This is a genomic window from Bacteroides faecis MAJ27 (assembly GCF_900106755.1).
Lineage (GTDB): Bacteria > Bacteroidota > Bacteroidia > Bacteroidales > Bacteroidaceae > Bacteroides > Bacteroides faecis.
In genome coordinates, this window is the sequence record NZ_FNNN01000044.1 from 1 (window position 1) to 21160 (window position 21160).

Genomic DNA, 21160 nt, shown 5'->3' on the forward strand with positions numbered 1-21160 from the left:
ACAAAAACTTTGGGTAATAACAAAGCCCGGGCTTGTGAAAGTCTGGGCTTTGTGCATAAAAAAAGGTTGTGCCAGCGTTTTGACACAACCTCTTTATAATATATAAGCCTTCTCAAATTCGCTTTTTTCTTTCGGACTTTATCTTGCCCGATGATATACTTCTCTCATAAATGTCGATTTTCTTGTTTATTCTTCTATCTTTTTGCCTACTTTTTTCTACTTTTGCAAATCATTTATTCAAAATCCAACCATTGATATGCAGGAGAAAATAATAATTCTTGATTTCGGTTCGCAGACAACACAGCTGATTGGTCGTCGCGTACGCGAACTGGACACGTATTGCGAAATTGTTCCTTATAACAAGTTTCCTAAAGAAGATACAACAATTAAAGGAGTCATCCTTTCCGGAAGTCCTTTTTCGGTTTATGATAAAGATGCCTTCAAGGTAGATTTGAGTGAGATTCGTGGCAAATATCCTATTTTGGGTATCTGCTATGGTGCACAGTTTATGGCGTATACCAACAATGGAAAGGTAGAACCGGCTGGTACACGCGAATATGGGCGTGCGCATCTGACTTCTTTCTGCAAGGATAATGTGCTGTTCAAAGGAGTGCGTGAGAATACGCAGGTATGGATGAGTCATGGTGATACGATTACTGCTATCCCGGATAACTTCAAGAAGATTGCCTCGACAGATAAAGTAGATATCGCTGCTTATCAGGTGGAAGGTGAAAATGTGTGGGGAGTTCAGTTCCATCCGGAAGTATTCCATAGCGAAGACGGGACGCAGATATTGAAGAACTTCGTAGTCGATGTTTGTGGATGTAAGCAGGACTGGTCGCCGGCTTCTTTCATTGAGAGTACGGTTGCTGAGTTGAAAGCTCAGTTGGGTGATGACAAGGTTGTGTTGGGCTTGAGTGGTGGTGTCGATTCTTCGGTTGCTGCCGTATTGCTGAACAGAGCCATTGGCAAGAACCTGACTTGTATTTTCGTAGATCACGGAATGTTGCGTAAGAATGAGTTCAAAAATGTGATGAACGATTACGAATGTCTCGGTCTGAATGTGATTGGTGTGGATGCCAGCGAGAAGTTCTTTACAGAGCTTGCTGGTGTGACCGAACCGGAAGGTAAACGTAAGATTATAGGTAAGGGCTTTATCGATGTGTTCGATGTGGAGGCTCACAAAATAAAAGATGTGAAGTGGTTGGCTCAGGGTACTATCTACCCGGATTGCATTGAATCATTATCTATTACAGGTACGGTGATCAAGAGCCATCACAATGTAGGAGGTTTGCCCGAAAAGATGCATTTGAAATTGTGCGAACCGCTTCGTTTGTTATTTAAGGATGAAGTTCGCCGTGTAGGTCGTGAGTTGGGTATGCCGGAACATCTGATTACCCGTCATCCTTTCCCGGGACCGGGATTGGCTGTGCGTATCCTTGGTGACATCACCCGGGAAAAAGTGCGTATCCTGCAAGATGCTGATGATATTTACATTCAGGGATTACGTGATTGGGGATTGTATGATCAGGTATGGCAGGCAGGTGTTATCTTGCTCCCGGTACAGTCTGTAGGTGTTATGGGAGATGAACGTACTTACGAAAGAGCGGTAGCATTGCGTGCTGTGACTTCTACTGATGCCATGACTGCGGATTGGGCGCATTTGCCTTATGAATTCCTGGGCAAGATTTCGAATGATATTATTAATAAGGTGAAAGGTGTGAACCGTGTAACCTATGATATCAGTTCTAAACCACCTGCAACAATCGAGTGGGAATAAGATATTTCTTTGGTTTATATAAAATTCCAGTATCGAAAGTTACTGGAATTTTTTTATGTAATATATCATTTGCTCTTATTATAGTTTGATTCATCTAAACTTGCTGGTAAGAGGTGAAATCTTAATTATATATGGTAGAAATTAGGGCATACGTTTTGTTTTTTATGCATTTATTCCTTGGGGCTATCATTGTTTTGTTACTTAATATGTTTGAAAATGAATAGTTGTGCTTGATTGTCATTATTCGTATTTACACTTAACAGATTGGGATAAGTTGCTCTAGAACTTGGTAATTTTATACCAATAAGTGTGTTTTTTCCTGTTTTCATAGGCTTTTCAAAGGTTATTAAGTTTGTGTGCTACTTAAGACGGTGTAAAGTTATTAATAAAATTGGTAAACGCAATGTTTTTTTTATTTTAATTATCGACAAACGATACTTTTTTCGTTTTTCCATTCTACTGTTCGGGTCATAATTAGACAGATGTAATCTTTCGTATGTTTTATGTTATTGTATATCAATGTTTTGTATTTAATATACCAAGTTCTAGAGCGACTTATCCCAATCGGTCAATCACGACTGAATTTAAAAACTCTTATTTATGATAATGCAAAATTATAGACCTCCTCCGATGTAAAATTAAAATTTTATTATCGTTTCTTCAGCATAGCTCAGAACAGTGCTGAAGGAAGATTGAATTCATTAAAAATTTCAATACCCCCAAGAAAAACAAATGAATGATAACAGTCAAACACAACTATATATATTCCCAAGCTTACTAAATATTAAGATAAAGCATACACACCCAAAAACAAACGTATAAGAGTAAAAATGCACATCTTATTTCTACCACATTATAAATAATGTTAGATACAATAGTAAGTTTTCTACTTGTCTATATTAACCAAACTAATAATTAACCTTTAATCACAGAAAAACAATGCAAAAAAGAACTATTTTTTTGACATTCTTTGCCGCCGTATTCATTTATCTGACTTCATGTTCAGATAGTAAGAATATAGGAAGTGCAGTATTCAATCCGGATCAACCTATTGAAGTGACCGGATTTTATCCGGATTCCGGTGGAATTGCCACCCCTATGATCGTCGAAGGCAGAAACTTCGGATCAGACACTACCAATCTGAAAGTTTACTTCGAGGATGTAGACGGAATAAAGCATCCGGCAGGCTTAGTCAGCTCGAATGGAAACAAAATCTACTTGTATGTTCCTTCAGGACTGACGTACAAGAAAGAAATGAATCTTCTAGTTGCCCGAACGATGCCTGACGGGAAAGAATATGAAGGACAAGCTAGAAAACAATTTATCTACAAGACTCAGACAAGTGTAACTACCGTAATAGGTCAAGCTTCACCGGATGCCGACCAGCCTACTGTGGGAGGGGATATAGCTACTTCTACGTTGTCGGCACCCAACTACATTTGTCTGGATGATGAGGATAATATCTTTATCACCGAACGTCATGTTTGGCACGGAGGAGATAATTACCCATCCGTCACCTGTAAGAATGATAAAGGAGAGAACTCGAATGGAAATGTTGTCATGGCTTCTGTCAAGAGTAATTCAGTGCTTGTACTACAGTATGGTACGGCGGCCATACTGAATGCTCCTGCTTTCTCGGATATAGATAATACGATGTATGCTCCTGAAGATGGTGGTATGGGGTTCTATGCTTTGTCTAAAAGTGTAAGTTATGCACCTCGTCGTCTGACAGTGTTGCTGGATGATGCAACAAAGGATATCGCCGATAATAATTATAAGCACTGTTTCGTGGTGAACAAGCTCGACCATTACATTTATACGGTGATGGTAAGAGGCCAACTGGTCAGGATAAAACCGAATACCCGTACTTGTGAACTCCTGCTTAAGAAGGTAGGTACTTCCACCAGACCTGATGCCTGTGACTCATACTGTGCATTCAGCCCTGTCAAAGGACAGGAAAATATGCTTTACATCGCAATGGCTGAAGGTAATCAGATATGGAGAGTAGATGTCGGTAATCTGGAAGGTAAAGATAAAAATACCTATCCTGGTGAGGGTTATGCCGGAAAAGCTATAGTAGAAGGACAAGTTGCAGGAAAAGGATGGGAAGACGGTCTACTGAGAAATGCCAAGTTTAATAATCCCCACCAGATCTGTTTTACGGAAGACGGTAAGTTGTATATCGCTGATTGTGGTAACAATTGTATACGAGTGATTGATACAAGATTGTCAATAGACAAAGCTACCGTAAGTACCCCTATCGGACTTCCGGGAATGAAGGGCTATAAAGATGGTGGTCCGGACATCGCTATGTTCAATCATCCTTTCGGAGTTGCTGTCAGCGCCGATGGACAAATCGTGTATGTTGCTGATACCGGAAATAAAGTGATTCGTAAATTGTCTATAGAATAACCTTTTATAATACATATATGAAAAAAAATCTTTTATTGATTGTGCTGCTGATGATACTCATTCCATTGGCAGGTTACAGTCAGAACGAAACGAAGACACAGTTTACAGTGGCGGGCGTGATTGTGGATGCATCCGGTGAGCCATTGGTAGGTACGGCTGTTTATGTAAAGAATGAACCGGGAGTCGGCGTGGTAGCGGATTTGGACGGAAAATTCAAAATTAGAGTGACGAAAAATGCTACGTTGGTATTCCAGTCGGTCGGTATGAAGAATGTCGAGATGCTGATTACCAAAGATGAAGAGAAACTTAAGATTGTCATGAAAGAAGACGAGACTAAGATTGACGAAGTAGTGGTAACGGGTATGAGTTCGCAGAAAAAAGTCTCGGTAGTAGGTGCAATTACCACAATCGATGTCGCGCAATTGAAAACTCCCGCCACCTCTCTTAATAATATGATCGGAGGTCGAATGGCAGGTGTCATCACTATGCAGAGTTCGGGTGAACCGGGGAAAAATATCTCTAACTTTTGGATTCGTGGTATCAGTACTTTCGGAGCCGGTACCGGAGCATTGGTGCTGATCGATGGTATCGAAGGAAGGCTGGAGGATATTGATACCGATGACGTTGAATCATTCAGCATTCTGAAGGATGCTGCAGCGACGGCTGTCTATGGAACACGCGGGGCCAATGGTGTAGTATTGGTGACTACCAAACGCGGTACCAGCGGAAAACTGGAAGTGACCGGACGTGCTACCATGAAAATATCCCATATCAAACGTCTGCCCGAATATCTGGGAGCTTATGATTACGCGCTTCTTGCCAATGAAGCCAGAGCAATGTCGGGAGAAGATGATCTGTATACCCGTCTGGAACTAGACCTTATCAAAAATAAGTTGGATCCGGACCTCTACCCGGATGTAAACTGGATGGATGAAATCATGAAACATAATTCTATCCAACAGAATTACTATGTCAGTGCTAAAGGAGGAGGTGATGTTGCCAGATATTTTTTATCGATAGGTTATCAGGATGAAGGTGCTGCTTATCGTCAGGAAGAAAACCTGTTTAAGAAACCATTGAGCGTAAACAAGCTGAACTATCGTGCCAATATCGACATGAATCTGACCAAAACAACCCAGTTGTATTTCGGTGTGGACGGATATGTCAATTCCTATGTCAGCCCGGGCGGAATGAATACAGACGCAGTATGGTCTGCTGTCCAGCAGTTGACACCACTTCTGTTTCCGGTTACTTACTCCGATGGTACGTTACCCGTATATGGAGGACAGCGTACATTGGCTTCTCCCTACGTCATGCTGAATAATACCGGATATATGCAAAGTGAGGATAACCGAAACATGCTGACGCTTAAATTGACACAAGAATTCAAGGGATTCTTGAAAGGACTGACATTATCCGTACAAGGGATGACAGAGCATATCGGTTATTTCAGTGAGTACCGTTCTATCTGGCCGGATCTTTACCGTGCTACCGGGCGAACGGCACAGGGAGTTTTGATTAAATCACTGCGCTCTTCACAACAAAGTCTGGCATACGGAGATGCTGAACACGCTTACAGACAGTACTACCTGGAAGCAAAAGCTAATTGGAACCGGACATTCGGCGATCATACTTTCGGTGCGTTGCTCGAATACTATATGAAAGATGAGAAGGATTCTCAATGGGGAGCCATTGATGATTTGGGTATCAGCAGCATTCCCAAGCGTCATCAGAATCTCTCCGGACGTATCTCTTACGACTATAAAAACCGTTATTTTATTGACGCGAATTTTGGTTATACAGGTTCTGCCCAGTTTAAAAAAGGCGAACGATTCGGTTTCTTTCCTTCCATTGCTGTCGGATGGGTTCCTTCCTCTTATAACTGGTGGTCTGAGAAACTGCCTTGGTTCACATTTCTGAAATTTCGCGGTTCTTACGGTATTGTAGGAAACGACCAGATTGTTGCCGTCAACGATTATACAGGCGTAGGACGTTTCCCTTATATGACTATGATTGACAATCACGCCGGATCTGCCTGGGGATACCGCTATAATGGTATCACAGAAACCTATACTGGAGCCGACAACTTAAAATGGGAAGTAGCGAAGAAGGCAAATCTGGGTATCGACGCCAAGTTCTTTCATGACAAGCTGTCTTTTACTGTCGACATTTTCCGGGATACTCGTGATCATATCTTTCAGGATCGTGTGACGTTGCCTTCTTTTGTAGGTATGGTGACCTATCCGAAATCGAATGTAGGACGTATGCATAGTGTGGGATCGGACGGAAACATTGAGTTTTTCCACCAGATCAACAAGGATATGAATTTTACCATTCGTGCTAATTATACGTTCTCACAAAACGTCATTGACTATTTTGAAGAGAACAAATTACCTTATGATTATCTCAGTGTGACTGGCAAGCCTTTTAATATTTTGCGCGGATACATCTCCGAGGGGCTGTTCGCCAGTAAAGAGGAGATCAATACCAGTCCTGACCAAAGTGGATTCGGAACGATACGTCCCGGTGACATTAAATATCGTGATGTGAACGGAGACGGCATTATCAATGAAGACGACAAGGTGCCTTTGTCTTACTCCAACCAGTTGCCTAGAATGATGTATGGATTCGGCGGCGATTTTCAGTGGAAAGATTTGACCGTGAGTATCTTGTTCAAGGGTTCTGCGAAAGTGGATTACTATCGTGCAGGACTTGGCAATGACTACGGATGGATTCCGTTTTATAACGGAGACTTGGGAAATGTGATCAAACTAGCTAACAATCCCAAGAACAGATGGACCCCTGCATGGTATTCGGGAACTACTGCTACAGAGAATCCGAATGCGGAATTTCCACGGCTTTCTTATGGCAAAAACACGAACAACTCCCAGCTTTCTTCTTTTTGGAGACGGAACGGGTCTTTCCTGCGCCTTCAGGAAGTCAGTCTGAGATACAGCCTGAAACATCTGCCATGGATTAAATCGGTTGGATTGTCCTCCGTTGATCTGGAATTTGTTGCCAACAATCTGTTCACTATCGACAAAGTGAAATACTTTGATCCTGAACAGGCTTCGGCAAATGGTGCTGTCTATCCGATACCTGCTACTTATGCTTTCCAGGTATACTTAAGATTCTAATCACATAATATTGAAAATTCATGAAAAATCGAATTAAAATACTTTTGGGAGCGGTCATTGGCAGTTCTTTACTGTTCAGCTCCTGCAACTTTCTGGATGTAGACAGCTATTTCCAGGCTACATTCAAGGAAGATTCCATTTTCCATAGCATGAAGAATGCCGAAGGATATCTTTGGAATACCCCGACCCGTTTTCCAGATGCTGGTGCCATTTGGGGAAACTCATGGAATCCGGGAGAAACTGCTTCGGACGAGATAACCGTCAGATGGCAAACTAGCGAATTCTGGGGAGCGCAGTTCAGTATCGGTAAAATTAACAGCAGAAACCTGCCGCGGGATTTGTGGTATACTATGTATGTAGTAGTGACAAGATGCAACCGGATGTTGGAAAATGTCGGCAAAGTGCCCGATATGACGGAAGCTGACAGAAGACGCTATATCGGATATGTACACTTTATGCGCGGTTATGCCTACTACCATTTACTGATGAACTACGGTCCGCTGCTGATTGTGGGGGATGAAGTGCTGAGCACTTCCGAATCGGCGGAATACTATAACAGGGAACGGTCTACATACGACGAATCTGTGGATTATATATGCAATGAATTCAAACTTGCTACGCAAGGCATTTACGGACCGACCGAACAGAGTATCAGTTATTCTGATCGTCCTACGAAAGGAGCGGCTTTGGCACTGATAGCCCGTTTGCGCCTGTTCCAGGCTTCTCCGTTGTTTAATGGCGGTGATGCTGCCCGTCAATGTTTCAGCAACTGGCAACGTAAAAGCGACGGTGCCGATTACGTAAACCAGACTTACGATCCCGACCGTTGGGCGATAGCAGCCGCTGCTGCAAAACAGGTGATTGATATGGATTACTATTCGCTGTTTACGGTGATGCCGGACAACCAGCATCCATATCCATTGGCAGATAATGTTCCTACAGCTCCATTCCCCGATGGTGCAGGTGGTATTGATCCTTTCCACTCTTTTACTGATATGTTCAACGGTGAAGGTATTATATCCACTAACAAAGAGTTTATTTGGGCAATGTCATCCGTCAATGTGCGTGACTACACGAAGCACTCGTTCCCGGTAGGTTTCGGAGGCTGGGGCGGTATGTCCGTACCCCAGAGAGTGGTTGATTGCTTCCTGATGATGGACGGTAGAGACATACACAATGCATCGGCGGACTATCCGTATGTGGCGGATTTGAGCCAGACAATTGGCACTAATAAAGTATTGGGGAGCTACCAGTTGAGGGGAGATGTACCGAAGATGTATGACAATCGTTCTGCACGTTTTTATGCTTCCATCGGATTTCCCGGACGCCAGTGGACTATGAATTCAGCTTCTTCTGATGCAAGCTATATCAATCAGCAGTTCTGGTATTCGCACGATGATTCGAAAGCCGGACTGGCTGGTGCGGGGAGCAATGTCAACGATTATAATATCAGCGGTTATACTCCTGTCAAGTATATTCATCCGGATGATTCATGGGCTGGTGGAAAAGGGAATGTGAAAGGTTCATTCATAACCAGTCCCAAACCGTTTGCCATCATCCGTTATGCGGAAGTTTTGCTGGAATATGTGGAGGCACTGAACAACGTAACGGGTACAGTAACCGTTACCACCCCTGATATGACAGGTACGGATGTCGAAGTTACTGTCAGCCGTGATGTTCAGGAAATGGCTAAATACTTCAATATGATCCGCTATCGTGTCGGGTTGCCCGGTCCGGCTTTGAGTGATATGAACGACGCGAACAGATTTGAACAGATTATCCGTAACGAACGGCAAGTAGAACTCTTCAACGAAGGCTACCGCTATTTCGATACCCGCAGATGGGGTACTTTCCTCACAGATGATGCAAATATGTCCAATTGGCGGGGACTGGATGTACAAAAAGATCGTACCGATGTCAGTGGCAATCCGGGATTCTGGAATATTGTGACGATCGATCAGCAGAATATCCGTGACCGTGTTGCACTGCCCAAAATGGTATTTATGCCGATTCGCCATGATGAATTACTGAAAGTTCCCGCAATGGATCAGAATCCGGGATGGGACAGATAATGAAAAACAAGAATAACAGAAAGAAAATATGAAGAAGATAGTAACTATAATTCTTTGCTCTGCTTTGGTTGTAATAAGTGGTTGCGATAACTATGATTTCGCTCAGGAACAATTCCGCAAAGAAGTAAATTTGCTCAGTAATTCGAGCCTGGTGTACGATCGCCAGGTAGCCGAGTTGCAGCAGGGAGGAGATACCCTTTTCGTGGTGGCTTCATTAAGTGGTTCGCAGGCTTCCGATGAATCGTTTGCAGTAGCACTGCAAAACTCCGATACATTGTTGAGAGCTTACAACAAATCTAATTTCGATATCAATAAAGCACGCTTCGCGAAGTATTTGCCGGAAGAATGTTATGAGTTTCCGACTATGGAAATGACTATTCCTGCCGGCTCTTCCAAAGCGATGTTTCCGGTGTATCTGAAAAATCTGGATAAGATTTCACCCGACTCCATTTATTTTCTCGAATATAAGATTGATTCGCTGAAGACACCGGACTGTAATCCGAAGAAGCGACACGTGCTGCTTCGCATTCATAAGGAAAATTATTATGCATCCACACAAACGGCAACATATTACAATTATACGAGTAGTACCATTATCATTCCGAATACGGATGGAACCAGTGAAGTCCGTCGTCCGACGAATTCCAATCGTGTATTTCCTATTTCAGAGAATTCCGTACGTCTGATGGCAGGCGATGAAAGTTTCAGTGACTATACCACTGCACTGGATATCATCAATAAAGGAAGCATTATTCTGGAAATGGGAGAACAGTTACCCGAGAATCCGCTGGCAAAAGAGCTCACTATCCTGCCATATAAGGATATCGACGTAATGCAATTGACTCCCATCGGAGAGTATGACAATACGTATTTGCTGAATGTCATCCGGACACCCGACGGACGTGCCACTTATTATAAGGAGTTCCGTCTCCATTACAAATACCGTTTGCAGTCTACCGACCGATACAGGGAGGTAAATGCTAAACTGAGATACCAATTCAATCCAAGAGTAGAAAACTTGTAATGCATCTAATGATATGAAAAAAAATATACTAACTATCGGACTGGCAGGAGTCTTGGGGACATTTATCGCTCTTTCTTCCTGCGGTCCCGATTATGAAACAGAGTTCAATGTGCTGACTTTGACCGTCCCCAGCGAGAGTCAGGCGGCTGTCGTTTTTCCCCTTGCCGGCGGTGAACATGAGATAGAAGTGGAGACCAACGTGGCGCTCGATAACTGGACGGCAAGTTCGAATGCCGGCTGGTGCAAGCTACAAAAACAAGAAGGTAAAGTCACGGTATCTGCCGGCGAGAATGAGGATTATAAACAGCGCATAGCGGAAATCACGATAGCTTACGGTCATCAGAGCTATTCCATTAATGTCAAACAGTTCGGTCTGGAACCGGTGATAGAAGTGGAAGGATTGACGGCTGATGGAATGAAAGTAGTGGATTCTAAAGTGACTTCTCTGACTATTCCGGTAAGTACCAATCTGAATCTGGATGTTATTACCGTGCCGGATACCTGTGATTGGGTACGTTTTAACGAACCGGAGCAGCCGAAGGCAAAGAAATCACAGCAAGCGGAAAGAGCAGAGAACACAGTCAAGAAGAACCTGACATTTACTCTGAACCAGAATACCGATACCATTGTGCGATATTGTACAGTCACTCTGCAGTCATCACAAAACTATAATTGTGTCGGTACACTCATTATCATGCAGCAGCCGAGAGGATATATTGTTGACATTGACGAATCAAAGAAGGAATATCAGGTGAAAGCTACCGGAGAAACGATCACGATTCCATTCAAAGTAAATGGGCCTGCAGATGCGTATACTTATGAAGTGGAGGCTTCTGCCCGCGAATGGATTACGCCTTTGCCTGCCACGAGAGGTATGCGCGATGCTTCCGAAAGTTTCATCATCCAGCCTAATACTATAGAGGAAGAACGAGTAGGACATATCACATTCAGAAGCACTGATCCGATAGAGCCTAATGAGTTCACTGTCACTGTTACGCAAGAGAAATTTGTTCCGGTTCCTCCTGAAGGCGTGAAAAATCCGACAGCTACTCCGGGAGCGGGATTTATTAAGTTGAAATGGGAAATGCCTGTAAATGTGAATTTTACAAAGATGAAAGTCATCTATCATGATCCTGTAACGAAAGAAGATAAAGAACTGGAAATTGCTGATAATACTACTACCTTATTCATTGTAGAAAACACATTCAAATGTGGCGGTGAATATGAGTTTACCATCAAAACATACGGTCCTACAGGTATGGAGACGGAACAGCCTGCAACTGTAAGAGGAACTTCCGAAGAGTCTGTTATCAAGGCACGCATTGCTCTTACAGTCGATATGTTCTCTGCCAATGCGACCGAACCGTCCGAAGGATCACTTGCAGCTTTGGTCGATGATAATATAAATACCTATTATCATACAATATGGAGCGGAACATCACCCAATAAGCAGCCTCATTATCTGCAAATCAATATGTCGGAATTGCCATTGCAGTCCTTGCGTTTTGAGTATGATGGCCGAAATAATGGTAATGGTGCCGGGGACGTAAAACGTGTAGGTATCTGGGGAAGCGACAATGGCAATACCTGGACGCTGATGGGCAAAGAAACTTATACATTACCCGGCAGCAGAGGACAACACGTTGAACCTAATGAAAATATAAAAGTTGGCAAACCATATAAGTACATTCGCTTTACCCCGGAAGCTCGTCGTGATGTCGATCCGATAGATCCAAGTGGAGGTAACGGTTGGTGGAACATGGCTGGTATCTATCTTTATAAGATAAATGATCACGATGAGGCTTGGGCCAGAAAAGAACTAGGCATCTGACAAACTAAGTGAAAGACTGGCGGGGAGTGAATAAGATTGAAATTTAGGCACATTTTCTTATAAAACTCCTTGCCAGTTCATTTTTTTTATTTATATTATCCGACTATTTAGAATCATATACATGAAAACAAAGAAACTGAGTATCATACTATCTGTTTTGCTGGTAATCTGCATAGCTATCGGTTGTCATTCACAGCAGAAACCGGACATTCGTCCTCATCCTGTAAATCTCAGTGCTGACAGTTTTTATCAAAAGGCGGTAGCTATTTTACAATCATCTTATGATGTCGATTCCACCCGGAAGTGCATCAGCCTTTTAGACCGGGCACTGTCGATTGATAGTCTTAATCCCGATTATTATGGTACCAAAGCTAAGTTGCTGGCTGAAATGGGTGAACTGGATTCTGCATTATGTATACAGCTACTTGCTATGGAGAAAAAAGCGATAACAGGAGAATATATGTTTCAGTTGGGATTGTTTCAGGCAGCCAGAGATATGAATGCTGAGGCACATCAAAGTTTTGAAAAAAGTATGGAAATTCTACAGGCAGTGCTCGAACAATATCCCGACAGTTTGGGTGCATTTATTCTTGAGGAATCAGCCAATGCACTTTATCTGGGAGCGGACAGCCTCTATATGAAAGATATCGATGCTATTCGCAAACGTTTTCCGGACAGACTCCTGGAAATAGAGATGATCCGCAGACTGAAGCCACACTCACTGGTGAAGCAAATCAAAAAGATTCAGATAGAGAATGAATATAATATTGATTTCGATCTGGATAGTCTGGTCTACGAAATGGAAAAACAACAAAAAATATAATACTATGTTATTGGATAAAATGAAACATACGTTATGTATCTCTCTTATTTTGCTGGTGGGAGTCACTGCTCTATATGCCTGCAAGAGTGATGATAAGGAGTTACAGGGAGAACCGGTACTGCAAGTCCAGAAATCCATCGGATTCAAGAAAGAGGGTGGGGAAGTAGCCGTACCTGTCAAATCGAACCGGGAGTGGAATGCATCGGTAACCGAGGGAAAAGAATGGCTGACGGCAAGGACAGCATCGGATACAGAACTGACGGTTTCGGCAACATCCAGTCCCGAAAAAGGAGTCAGAGAAGGAAATATTACTATCACCAATAATGCACTGACTGCTAAACTCAGAGTTGTGCAGACAGGCGGTGACCTGATCATTGAAGTGGCTGAAGAGAGCCGTGTCATTCAGGTGGCGGGGGCAGGAAAAGATCATCAGGAAGTCAACTTGCTTTCCAATACTGACTATGAAGTAGTTATTCCGGAGGAAGCCAAAGACTGGATTATCGAGAAAGAAGTACCTGATACAAGAGCCGATCTGGCATCCAGTACACGAATATTCTCCATAGCTTCCAATCCTCTGGCTACAGAAAGGAATGCTACGATCAAGTTTGTATCCAAAGAAAATACAAACATTTATGACCAGTCGGAAATCAAACAACAAAAGAAATCGAGTGATATTTCGGAGGTGAATCCGGAGAAAGATGTACAATTGAAAGTTACTGGCGGATACGACACTGACCATCAGCCGGGACAGGATATATCGAAGTCTTATGACGGTCAGTTCGGCGGAACCTGTTATCACTCCACATGGAGTCAAGCTGCTAAATTCCCCGTTACTCTTGAATATCAATTCGACCAGAATCAGCTTTCGCTAGACTATATCCTGTATCACAGCCGAAATGGTAACGGTAATTTCGGAGCATTCGAACTTTACATCAAGCCTCAAGGAAGTGCGGATTTTGTTCATATACAAGATTATGATTTTAAAGGAGCAGGAGGCAGTCACAGGATATTATTGAACGATCCGGTTGTACCCGCAGCTGTTAAATTTGTAGTTAAGAGTGGATTGAATGATTTCGTTAGTTGTGACGAGATGGAATTTTTCCATGCTATGGAAAATCCGCTTGATGAACAACTGACAACTGTATTCACCGACCTTTCATGCAGTGAACTCCGCCCGGACGCTTCCGACGAAGTCATCAACCGACTTCCGGCATTCTTCAATGTGCTGGCAAGGTCTTTGCAGGGCAATACTTATCCCGAAGCAGAAAAGAGATTCAGGATACAGTCTTATCAAGCATATAGCGTGCCCGAATATTGGGGAGATAAATTGAGAACCAATTACTACTCACCTCTCTGCAACCCTACCGGTATCATAACGAATGTGGGAGAAGAGATGGTCGTTTTGGTGGACGGTATTCCGCAAGGTGAATCCATTTCACTGAGATGTTGCTCTGATCTGGGACCTGACGGTGAGGAACGGTTTCTGAAAAATGGAATCAACAAGTTTTCTTTCTCACGTGCAGGAAATCTGTTTGTTATCTACCAGAAACTTGATCCCCGTGGCATGCCGGCAGTGAAAATACACTTTCCGCCTCAGTATGTGGAGACAGCGGAACACGCACGTGTAGGCTTCAATGTATGGGATCTGACAGTAGATAAAACCGATGACCAGTTCCGTGAATATATCCGGAAGGCAAAATCTGTTACTTTGGATGGGGCTGATAAATGTGTGTTTGTTCTGAAAGGCAGGAAGATTCTGTTTACAGCATTGAAAGACTTATTGCAAAATCAGGACAACTTCAAACAGTATGGGGTAGTAAGAGGAATGGAACGATGGGATAACCTGATAGACTGGGAACAGGAACTGGCTGCTATCGATACCTATTCAAAAACGGGAGAATTCAATTCATTGATGCATGTCACGACTTTCACTGACGGACTTTATGCTACCAATTATTACATTAATATGGCAGCCGGTGATGTAAGTACAAAAGACGGATGGGGCTTCAAAAATAATTTCGATCCGCGCGATATGGACAAGAATCAAGATAATGAATGGGGACCGGGACATGAACTCGGGCACATGCATCAGGGGGCTATCAATTGGCCTAGCACTACGGAATCAAGTAATAATCTCTTTTCTAATTATGTGGTATACAAGATAAATCAGTGGGGCTCACGTGGAAGTTCTATCGGAACATTGGCTGCTTACCGATATGCGCCTCCGACCCCTTGGAGCAGATTCATGCATCCGCGAGATCCGAACACGCTGGCATTTACTCCTCAGGATATGACAGCCGATGATGCCAACAAATACGGACTGTATCAGGGAGAAGCTTCCGAAATGCACATGCGCCTCAACCAACAATTGTGGACCTATTTCGAACGTATCGGTAAGAAACCGAACACCATCCGCAAGATATTTGAACAAGGACGTACTCCTGAATTCTGGTTACCTTTCAATGATCCGGGAGCAGCACAGCTGATGTATGCGCGCAACGTAGCAAAAGCTGCCAATATGGATATGACCGAATTCTTTGATGCTTGGGGATTCTTTATTCCGGTCAGTTTCAAGTTGTATGCTTACGGAAGCTTTTCATATACCGTAACACAGGATATGATTAATCAGACGCTGGCTTATATGAAAACATTCCCTACCAAGTGTCCGCCTATTGAATATATTGAAGACCGGAGATATCAGGCAGGAGCCGGAGGCAACCAAAAAGGTATATCCGAAGATGGGGGAGATGTAGGGTATTTCGAAACATTCCAGAACAATGTAAAAATCACTAAGACTGTAAGTTATTCTGTTTTCGGAAGAACGTACACAGTGACTAATGGCGAACAGGCGGTTGCTTTCGAATTAATCAAGGGTGGCAAAAAAGTATGGTTTGCCAATCGGTTTGTATTTACCGTACCTGCCGGAGCAGACATTGAAGGAGCGGAACTGTACGCTGTTCAGGCGGATGGGCAACGTATTAAAGCAAATAAATAGGGAAATTTACTGAATATCCCCAATCTTATACGGAATGAAGAGTAGCTTTTACTTTTGAGTAGAAGTTACTCTTTGTTCTAATGAAGATAATCCTCTAGCTTCCATCCTGTATCCGATGAATAGTTTGCTTTTACATACCGTCCTTGGAAAATAGAACCGTTTATCGTTTGTAACCATCCAAAACTCCAACGAGGCAACTTGCTGATCTGTTTTATTAATTGTTCGGTCAGAGCTTGATTCTCTTTATTCATGATCTCATTGGGTGATAATAAATATCCGGTCGTTTTCCCTTTTTTATTCGTCACCAACAAGATATCTACGCCAAATTTTGTGGTTGATGTTTTATGCTTTTTCAAATTATCATTAACGAACTCTTCTAATAAATCCAGTTTATATTGAAGATTACTATACCAGCAACCATCTGTACTGGCAATAGGCGAATACTTGATAGTAGGACGAGGACAGCGAGGACCTTCCATCGTTCCGTTTTTTGCAATATTTAGAAAGTTTTGTGATATAACCTGTCCCTTTTCTATGTCAAACTCAGCTACATTCTTCGTCACAATTTCTCCAAATAAGTCTTTGGGACACGATAAGGCTGTTATCTTCCCCGAATACCATATTGCAGGAATCCCTAAATCGTCTTTTCCATATTTTTCAGCCAACTTATTCTTATAGATCAATGCTTCATTCGACTTTCCTTCTTTTGATGAATATATTTTCTTTAAGTATAACATAGCCTTTTGTCCTGAAGAATATTCAAAACGCCATTCTGCACGAATATCTTTAGGTCTTGGTAAATCGGATGGTAATAGAGATTTTTCCATAAATACTCCTGCTTCGGGAGATTCTTCAATGTTATAAACAATATCATAATTCTTCAAAGCATCGATAGCTTTTTGCTCTTTATAGTTAGATATCATCTTTTTTACTGGAATATAATGTTGGGCATAAACGGTATAAGTATAACATAAGATACTTAGCAAAAGAAACTTTTTCATAACTTTATTTTTTATGACAGAGTCGTTTTAATGAAAATAATCATTAAATCTCCAGCCCGTATTTTGCGAATAGTCCGCTTTCAAATATCGTCCTTGAAAAATTGAACCATTTATTGTTTCCAACCATCCAAAACTCCAAGGAGGTAGCTGATTAATACGCTTTAGAAGATTATTAACCAATATTTTCTCTTCTTGTTTTTCTGTTTTTTGAGGGGCTAAAATATATCCTGATTCTTTACCTTGGTTATCGGTTACAATTAAAATAGATAACGCAAATGCTTTTATCGATGATTTTACAGCATCTTGGTTTACAAACTTTTCTAATGCCCCCAAATCATTATATCGCATACTATCATGCCAGCAACCATCTAACATCATTGCTTTCTGTGACTTTTTTTCTATGCTTCCTTTTTTTATAGGTACATTTTCTTGTGAGATAACAATACCCTTAGAAATAGTTAATACAGCTTTTTCTCTAGATACAATTTCTCCAAACATATTTAACGGGCATAATAAAACATCAATCTTTCCCGAATACCAGACAGCAGGAACTCCATTGCTGTTTTTTCCATATTTATCGGCTAATTCATCTATAAGACTAATTCCATTTTCGCCTTCGATCTGCATTAAAGTGAGGGTACGTCTTAAAGGATCGCTGGAAGAAGGGGTATACAATAAACTCCATTTTATTTTGTCATATTCTAAATTTATTTTTGGTTCTGAAAATGGAAAAAGATCTTTATTAACTACAACTGCGTCTACTTCAAAGCCATCTATGGATTGCATAGGTGTATTTTTTACTTCAGATTTACTAAAATTCAAAATCATGTTCGAGATTGGCAGGGTTTTAGTTTGACCCAATGTTGTGTTACTGATTATAAAACAATAGCACATAAACCATATAAAAGTCTGTTTCTGCTTCATGAGTATTAATTTAAAGTTGTGTGATTCTGTAAAGATAGAAATAAATTTCGCATCTTTGTAAAGAATATGAATCTTTTTTTATGTAAACATGACAATTTTCCTGAAAGTGTCAAATGGATGTAAAAGATTGTGGACCAGTATGTTTCGAAATGATAGCTAAATATTACGGCAAATGCTATTCAAACTGGTTAGTTGTCTTGTTTTTTGATAGAAAAGTGGGAGAATTGATTTGTTCCAATAAATAAAATGTTAATTTTGCAGTAGTTATAAAAAACTAGCGGTTATGAAGAATGTGGTAGAGAATAGTGATTGGGATGTATGAAAAATAGTTCGTTAATTTTGTTGTATAATAATGCAGAATATTTGCCTTTTCACTTATCTTCAGGTTTCGAATCAAAAGGATGGGAGGTTACTCTAGATAAAAGACTGCTTGGAAAGGCTGCTGTCGTTGTTTTCCACCTTCCTACGTTACTTGATGTATTATCGGAAGAATTAGAAAAAACTGAAGGACAGTTTTGGGTTGCTTGGAAACATTCGAGAGAACGAGAATGGAGATTCAACACTAAACCAGTATGGGGAAATATATTTGACTTGTATTTATCTTATTCTCCTCAGTGCTATTGGAAATGCGCTACAACTTTTGGTTCTCAGCTACGTCCGTACAAACTAATGTATCCTTTATTGGACGAGATAACGAATTGGTTTAGAAAAATAGATTTTATGATAATTGGAACTCAAAAGGGAGGAAGTACTGCTTTGCATGACTACCTTCATCATCATCCTTCTTGTTGGGGATCATTTTTAAAGAGCCCGGTTTTTTTCTTTACCCAACTGAATATGCGAAAGGATTTCCATTTTTTATGGAATATATGTGGAAGGAATATCCTCCTTTCCGTTATTCTTTATCCGATAGTCTTTTGTTTGAATCTACTACTTGGTATTCTTATTGGCATGAGGTTCCTGAAAGACTTTTTGAATACAATCCTCATTTGAAATTTATTTTTCTTGTTAAAAATCCCATTGATAGAGCTTATTCGCAATATAACATGTTGATAAATTGGGGGAAAAGCCAGCTTTTACATGAATATGAACTTTTCTCTGATAAAGAACAATTGAATATTTTATTAAAGAAGCTACTTGATACTCAGAATTTTCCCTTTTCGTATTGGGTCAATCAGGAAATAGAAAAGATAAGAAATCAGGAGAATACGCCAATAGATTTTTTTCCTGATTTTCTACATCGTGGATTTTATTATGAACAATTAGAGCGTTATTATCAGTTTTTTCCTGTGGAGAATATTTTAGTTATTGAACATCGTGAATTAAAAAACAATCGCATATCTACACTCAGAAAGATTGAACAATTTCTAAATATTTCCTATGTGGATTGGAATACAATAAATTTAGATGATAAGTTTGTCTCACAATATAATGTAAAATTACCTAGTGATATTCGTAATAAGCTTAAAGCTTTTTTCAAGCCATATAATGAGAAATTTTATAAACTCATAAAGAGGAACTTTGATTGGTAATAATTTATAGTTTGAGTTAGTATTTTCTATTTTTGCGAATCTTATCTGTGTTTGACTTCAGAAATAATTTTTTGGTATGTTGGACTGCATATTACTTTGGGAGACAAACTCCATTCGTTTATTCGCTCTTGCAAAATGCTCTCTTATTTTACCCTGCTGTTCCATATTACTTTGAGTAACATCCGAGTACCCAAAGTCCCTTTGTTCTGAGATAAAAGGAAAGATAACCATTTTGTTTGTGGCTAGTTTGGATATAACTCCATCGGCTGTGTCAGTATCCTGAAATGAATAATCCAGCATCTTATCAAAAAAACGATTATAAACAACAATGAACTGCGTGCACCAAAACCAGTCTACTTTATAGCGATGATATCCTTCAGGAATCGCTTGTCCAAATCCTCCAATACCACCAGTAAGTACTTCCGCTCCTTGTATATAAGCTTCTGTAACTTCTTTGAACAGTAATTTGGGAGAATAATTTTCCGTGAAATAATGGTCGTCTTCGCAAATGACAATGATGTCATCTCCTTTCTCTTTTGCCATTTTTATGATTTTGATCATACTATTCCACAATCCTACTGCACCGATAGGATGAACCGATGCTTCTACCCAATTTAACTCGAATTCTTCCTTGTTGTCGAACTCCTTAATTATATGTTGCTTACGTTCCACTCTTTCTTTCATATTGATAACATAAACCGGTAGATAAAAATCCGGTTGATGCTCGGATGCGAGCTGTTCTATGATCTTATTACTTTTATCGAGCCATATATCCCAGTTTAAACGTTCTTCAAAATCCTTTCGTGCTGTTTTCATTAGTTCGAAATATGTTGTATGGTTATTAAATGTCTCTTCAATTTTATCTGCATATTCCAGCGAAGAAGCGTCGATGTTGAACAGAAATCCATTTTCTCCTTCTTTGATAACTTGTGATACACCTCCTACATTAGTACCTAACGATGGAATACCATAGGCGCATGCTTCGCAGAAAGCTATTCCAAAGCAATCAAAACGAGTGGGTAGAATCAGAAAATGCGATCGTGTCAGGATCTCATGAAATTTTAACCTGTCATTGGAGTTTGTTTTGTCAATAAAAGGGTATATTTCAATATTCGGATCATTTGGTAAGGACATTGGAGGTTCACTTCCTATAATAGTGAGCGTACATTGAAATCCCCTTCCTTTTAGATTATGATAAATTTCAAGTACTTTGTTTCCACCTTTCATATTCCAATTTCTTCCGATAAATAAGAGGTTACATGGTGCATTTATCGGCGATACGTTATCTGGAATCGGGATGTTTTCTATGATATTCGCTCCAAATTCAACCACTTCTATTTTCTTGGCATCAGCATTGTAATCCTGCATTGCGCTCTGTTTTGCCCATTCCGAACAATAAATAATTTTATCCGCCTTTTGTATAGCGAGTGATTCCAGTTGTTCGGCTAGTTTGGCAAGACTTTCGTCCTGCCAGCTCATGTATTGATTAAACAGATGAAATGTAGTATCTCCAATATAAATAAGTGGTACATCCGTAAGCAATCAGTAAACCCCGTATCCTAGACCATAATAGTTCTTCATACCTTTGCGTGTGAATTATAAAACGTAAAAGATATGAAGGTAAGCAAT

At 40.8% G+C, this 21160-nt stretch carries 13 protein-coding genes; 10 read left to right on the plus strand and 3 right to left on the minus strand.

Annotated features, from left to right (window positions below; all coding sequences use genetic code 11):
* Nucleotides 1-256: 256 nt before the first annotated feature.
* The 8 genes from guaA to BLW31_RS22625 all read left to right on the plus strand — a co-directional run bounded on the left by guaA (nt 257) and on the right by BLW31_RS22625 (nt 16074).
* Nucleotides 257-1780 (plus strand): glutamine-hydrolyzing GMP synthase, encoded by a 1524-nt coding sequence (gene guaA, locus BLW31_RS22590; RefSeq protein ID WP_010536867.1) that lies wholly within the window; start codon nt 257-259, stop codon nt 1778-1780.
* Between the two features lie 939 nt (nt 1781-2719).
* Nucleotides 2720-4192, plus strand: a complete 1473-nt coding sequence (locus BLW31_RS22595; RefSeq protein ID WP_010536868.1) for a hypothetical protein — start codon at nt 2720-2722, stop codon at nt 4190-4192.
* Nucleotides 4193-4209: 17 nt separating this feature from the next.
* The gene (locus BLW31_RS22600) at nt 4210-7329 is read left to right on the plus strand and encodes a SusC/RagA family TonB-linked outer membrane protein (protein WP_010536869.1); all 3120 of its coding nucleotides are present in this window, start codon (nt 4210-4212) and stop codon (nt 7327-7329) included.
* 20 nt (nt 7330-7349) lie between these two features.
* Nucleotides 7350-9401 (plus strand): RagB/SusD family nutrient uptake outer membrane protein, encoded by a 2052-nt coding sequence (locus BLW31_RS22605; RefSeq protein ID WP_010536870.1) that lies wholly within the window; start codon nt 7350-7352, stop codon nt 9399-9401.
* Between the two features lie 28 nt (nt 9402-9429).
* A complete protein-coding gene (locus BLW31_RS22610) occupies nt 9430-10425 on the plus strand; it encodes a BT_3044 domain-containing protein (RefSeq protein ID WP_010536871.1) in 996 nt (331 codons plus the stop codon).
* A gap of 13 nt (nt 10426-10438) precedes the next feature.
* On the plus strand, nt 10439-12256 hold the full coding sequence (locus BLW31_RS22615; RefSeq protein ID WP_010536872.1) for a BACON domain-containing protein: 1818 nt from the start codon (nt 10439-10441) through the stop codon (nt 12254-12256).
* Nucleotides 12257-12377: 121 nt separating this feature from the next.
* The gene (locus BLW31_RS22620) at nt 12378-13079 is read left to right on the plus strand and encodes a tetratricopeptide repeat protein (protein WP_010536873.1); all 702 of its coding nucleotides are present in this window, start codon (nt 12378-12380) and stop codon (nt 13077-13079) included.
* A gap of 4 nt (nt 13080-13083) precedes the next feature.
* Nucleotides 13084-16074 carry a M60 family metallopeptidase gene (locus BLW31_RS22625; RefSeq protein WP_010536874.1) on the plus strand — a complete coding sequence of 997 codons (2991 nt, stop codon included), beginning with the start codon at nt 13084-13086 and terminating at the stop codon, nt 16072-16074.
* Nucleotides 16075-16151: 77 nt separating this feature from the next.
* Here the strand turns inward: BLW31_RS22625 and BLW31_RS22630 are convergent, their stop codons facing one another.
* Together BLW31_RS22630 and BLW31_RS22635 are read right to left on the minus strand one after the other, a co-directional pair.
* Nucleotides 16152-17075, minus strand: coding sequence for a DUF5030 domain-containing protein (locus BLW31_RS22630; RefSeq protein WP_010536875.1), 924 nt, complete (start codon nt 17073-17075; stop codon nt 16152-16154).
* A 27-nt stretch (nt 17076-17102) separates the two neighbouring features.
* Nucleotides 17103-17861, minus strand: a complete 759-nt coding sequence (locus tag BLW31_RS22635) for a DUF5030 domain-containing protein (protein ID WP_157998587.1) — start codon at nt 17859-17861, stop codon at nt 17103-17105.
* 251 nt (nt 17862-18112) lie between these two features.
* Here BLW31_RS22635 and BLW31_RS25095 point away from each other — a divergent pair, with 251 nt between their 5' ends.
* Both BLW31_RS25095 and BLW31_RS22645 read left to right on the plus strand, forming a co-directional pair.
* A complete protein-coding gene (locus BLW31_RS25095) occupies nt 18113-18244 on the plus strand; it encodes a hypothetical protein (RefSeq protein ID WP_109115922.1) in 132 nt (43 codons plus the stop codon).
* Nucleotides 18245-18859: 615 nt separating this feature from the next.
* Nucleotides 18860-19531: a sulfotransferase domain-containing protein gene (locus tag BLW31_RS22645; protein ID WP_141565414.1), complete on the plus strand. Its 672-nt coding sequence runs from the start codon at nt 18860-18862 to the stop codon at nt 19529-19531.
* Nucleotides 19532-19588: 57 nt separating this feature from the next.
* Here BLW31_RS22645 and BLW31_RS22650 read toward each other — a convergent pair whose 3' ends face one another.
* On the minus strand, nt 19589-21010 hold the full coding sequence (locus tag BLW31_RS22650; RefSeq protein WP_010536879.1) for a glycosyltransferase: 1422 nt from the start codon (nt 21008-21010) through the stop codon (nt 19589-19591).
* Nucleotides 21011-21160 lie beyond the last annotated feature (150 nt).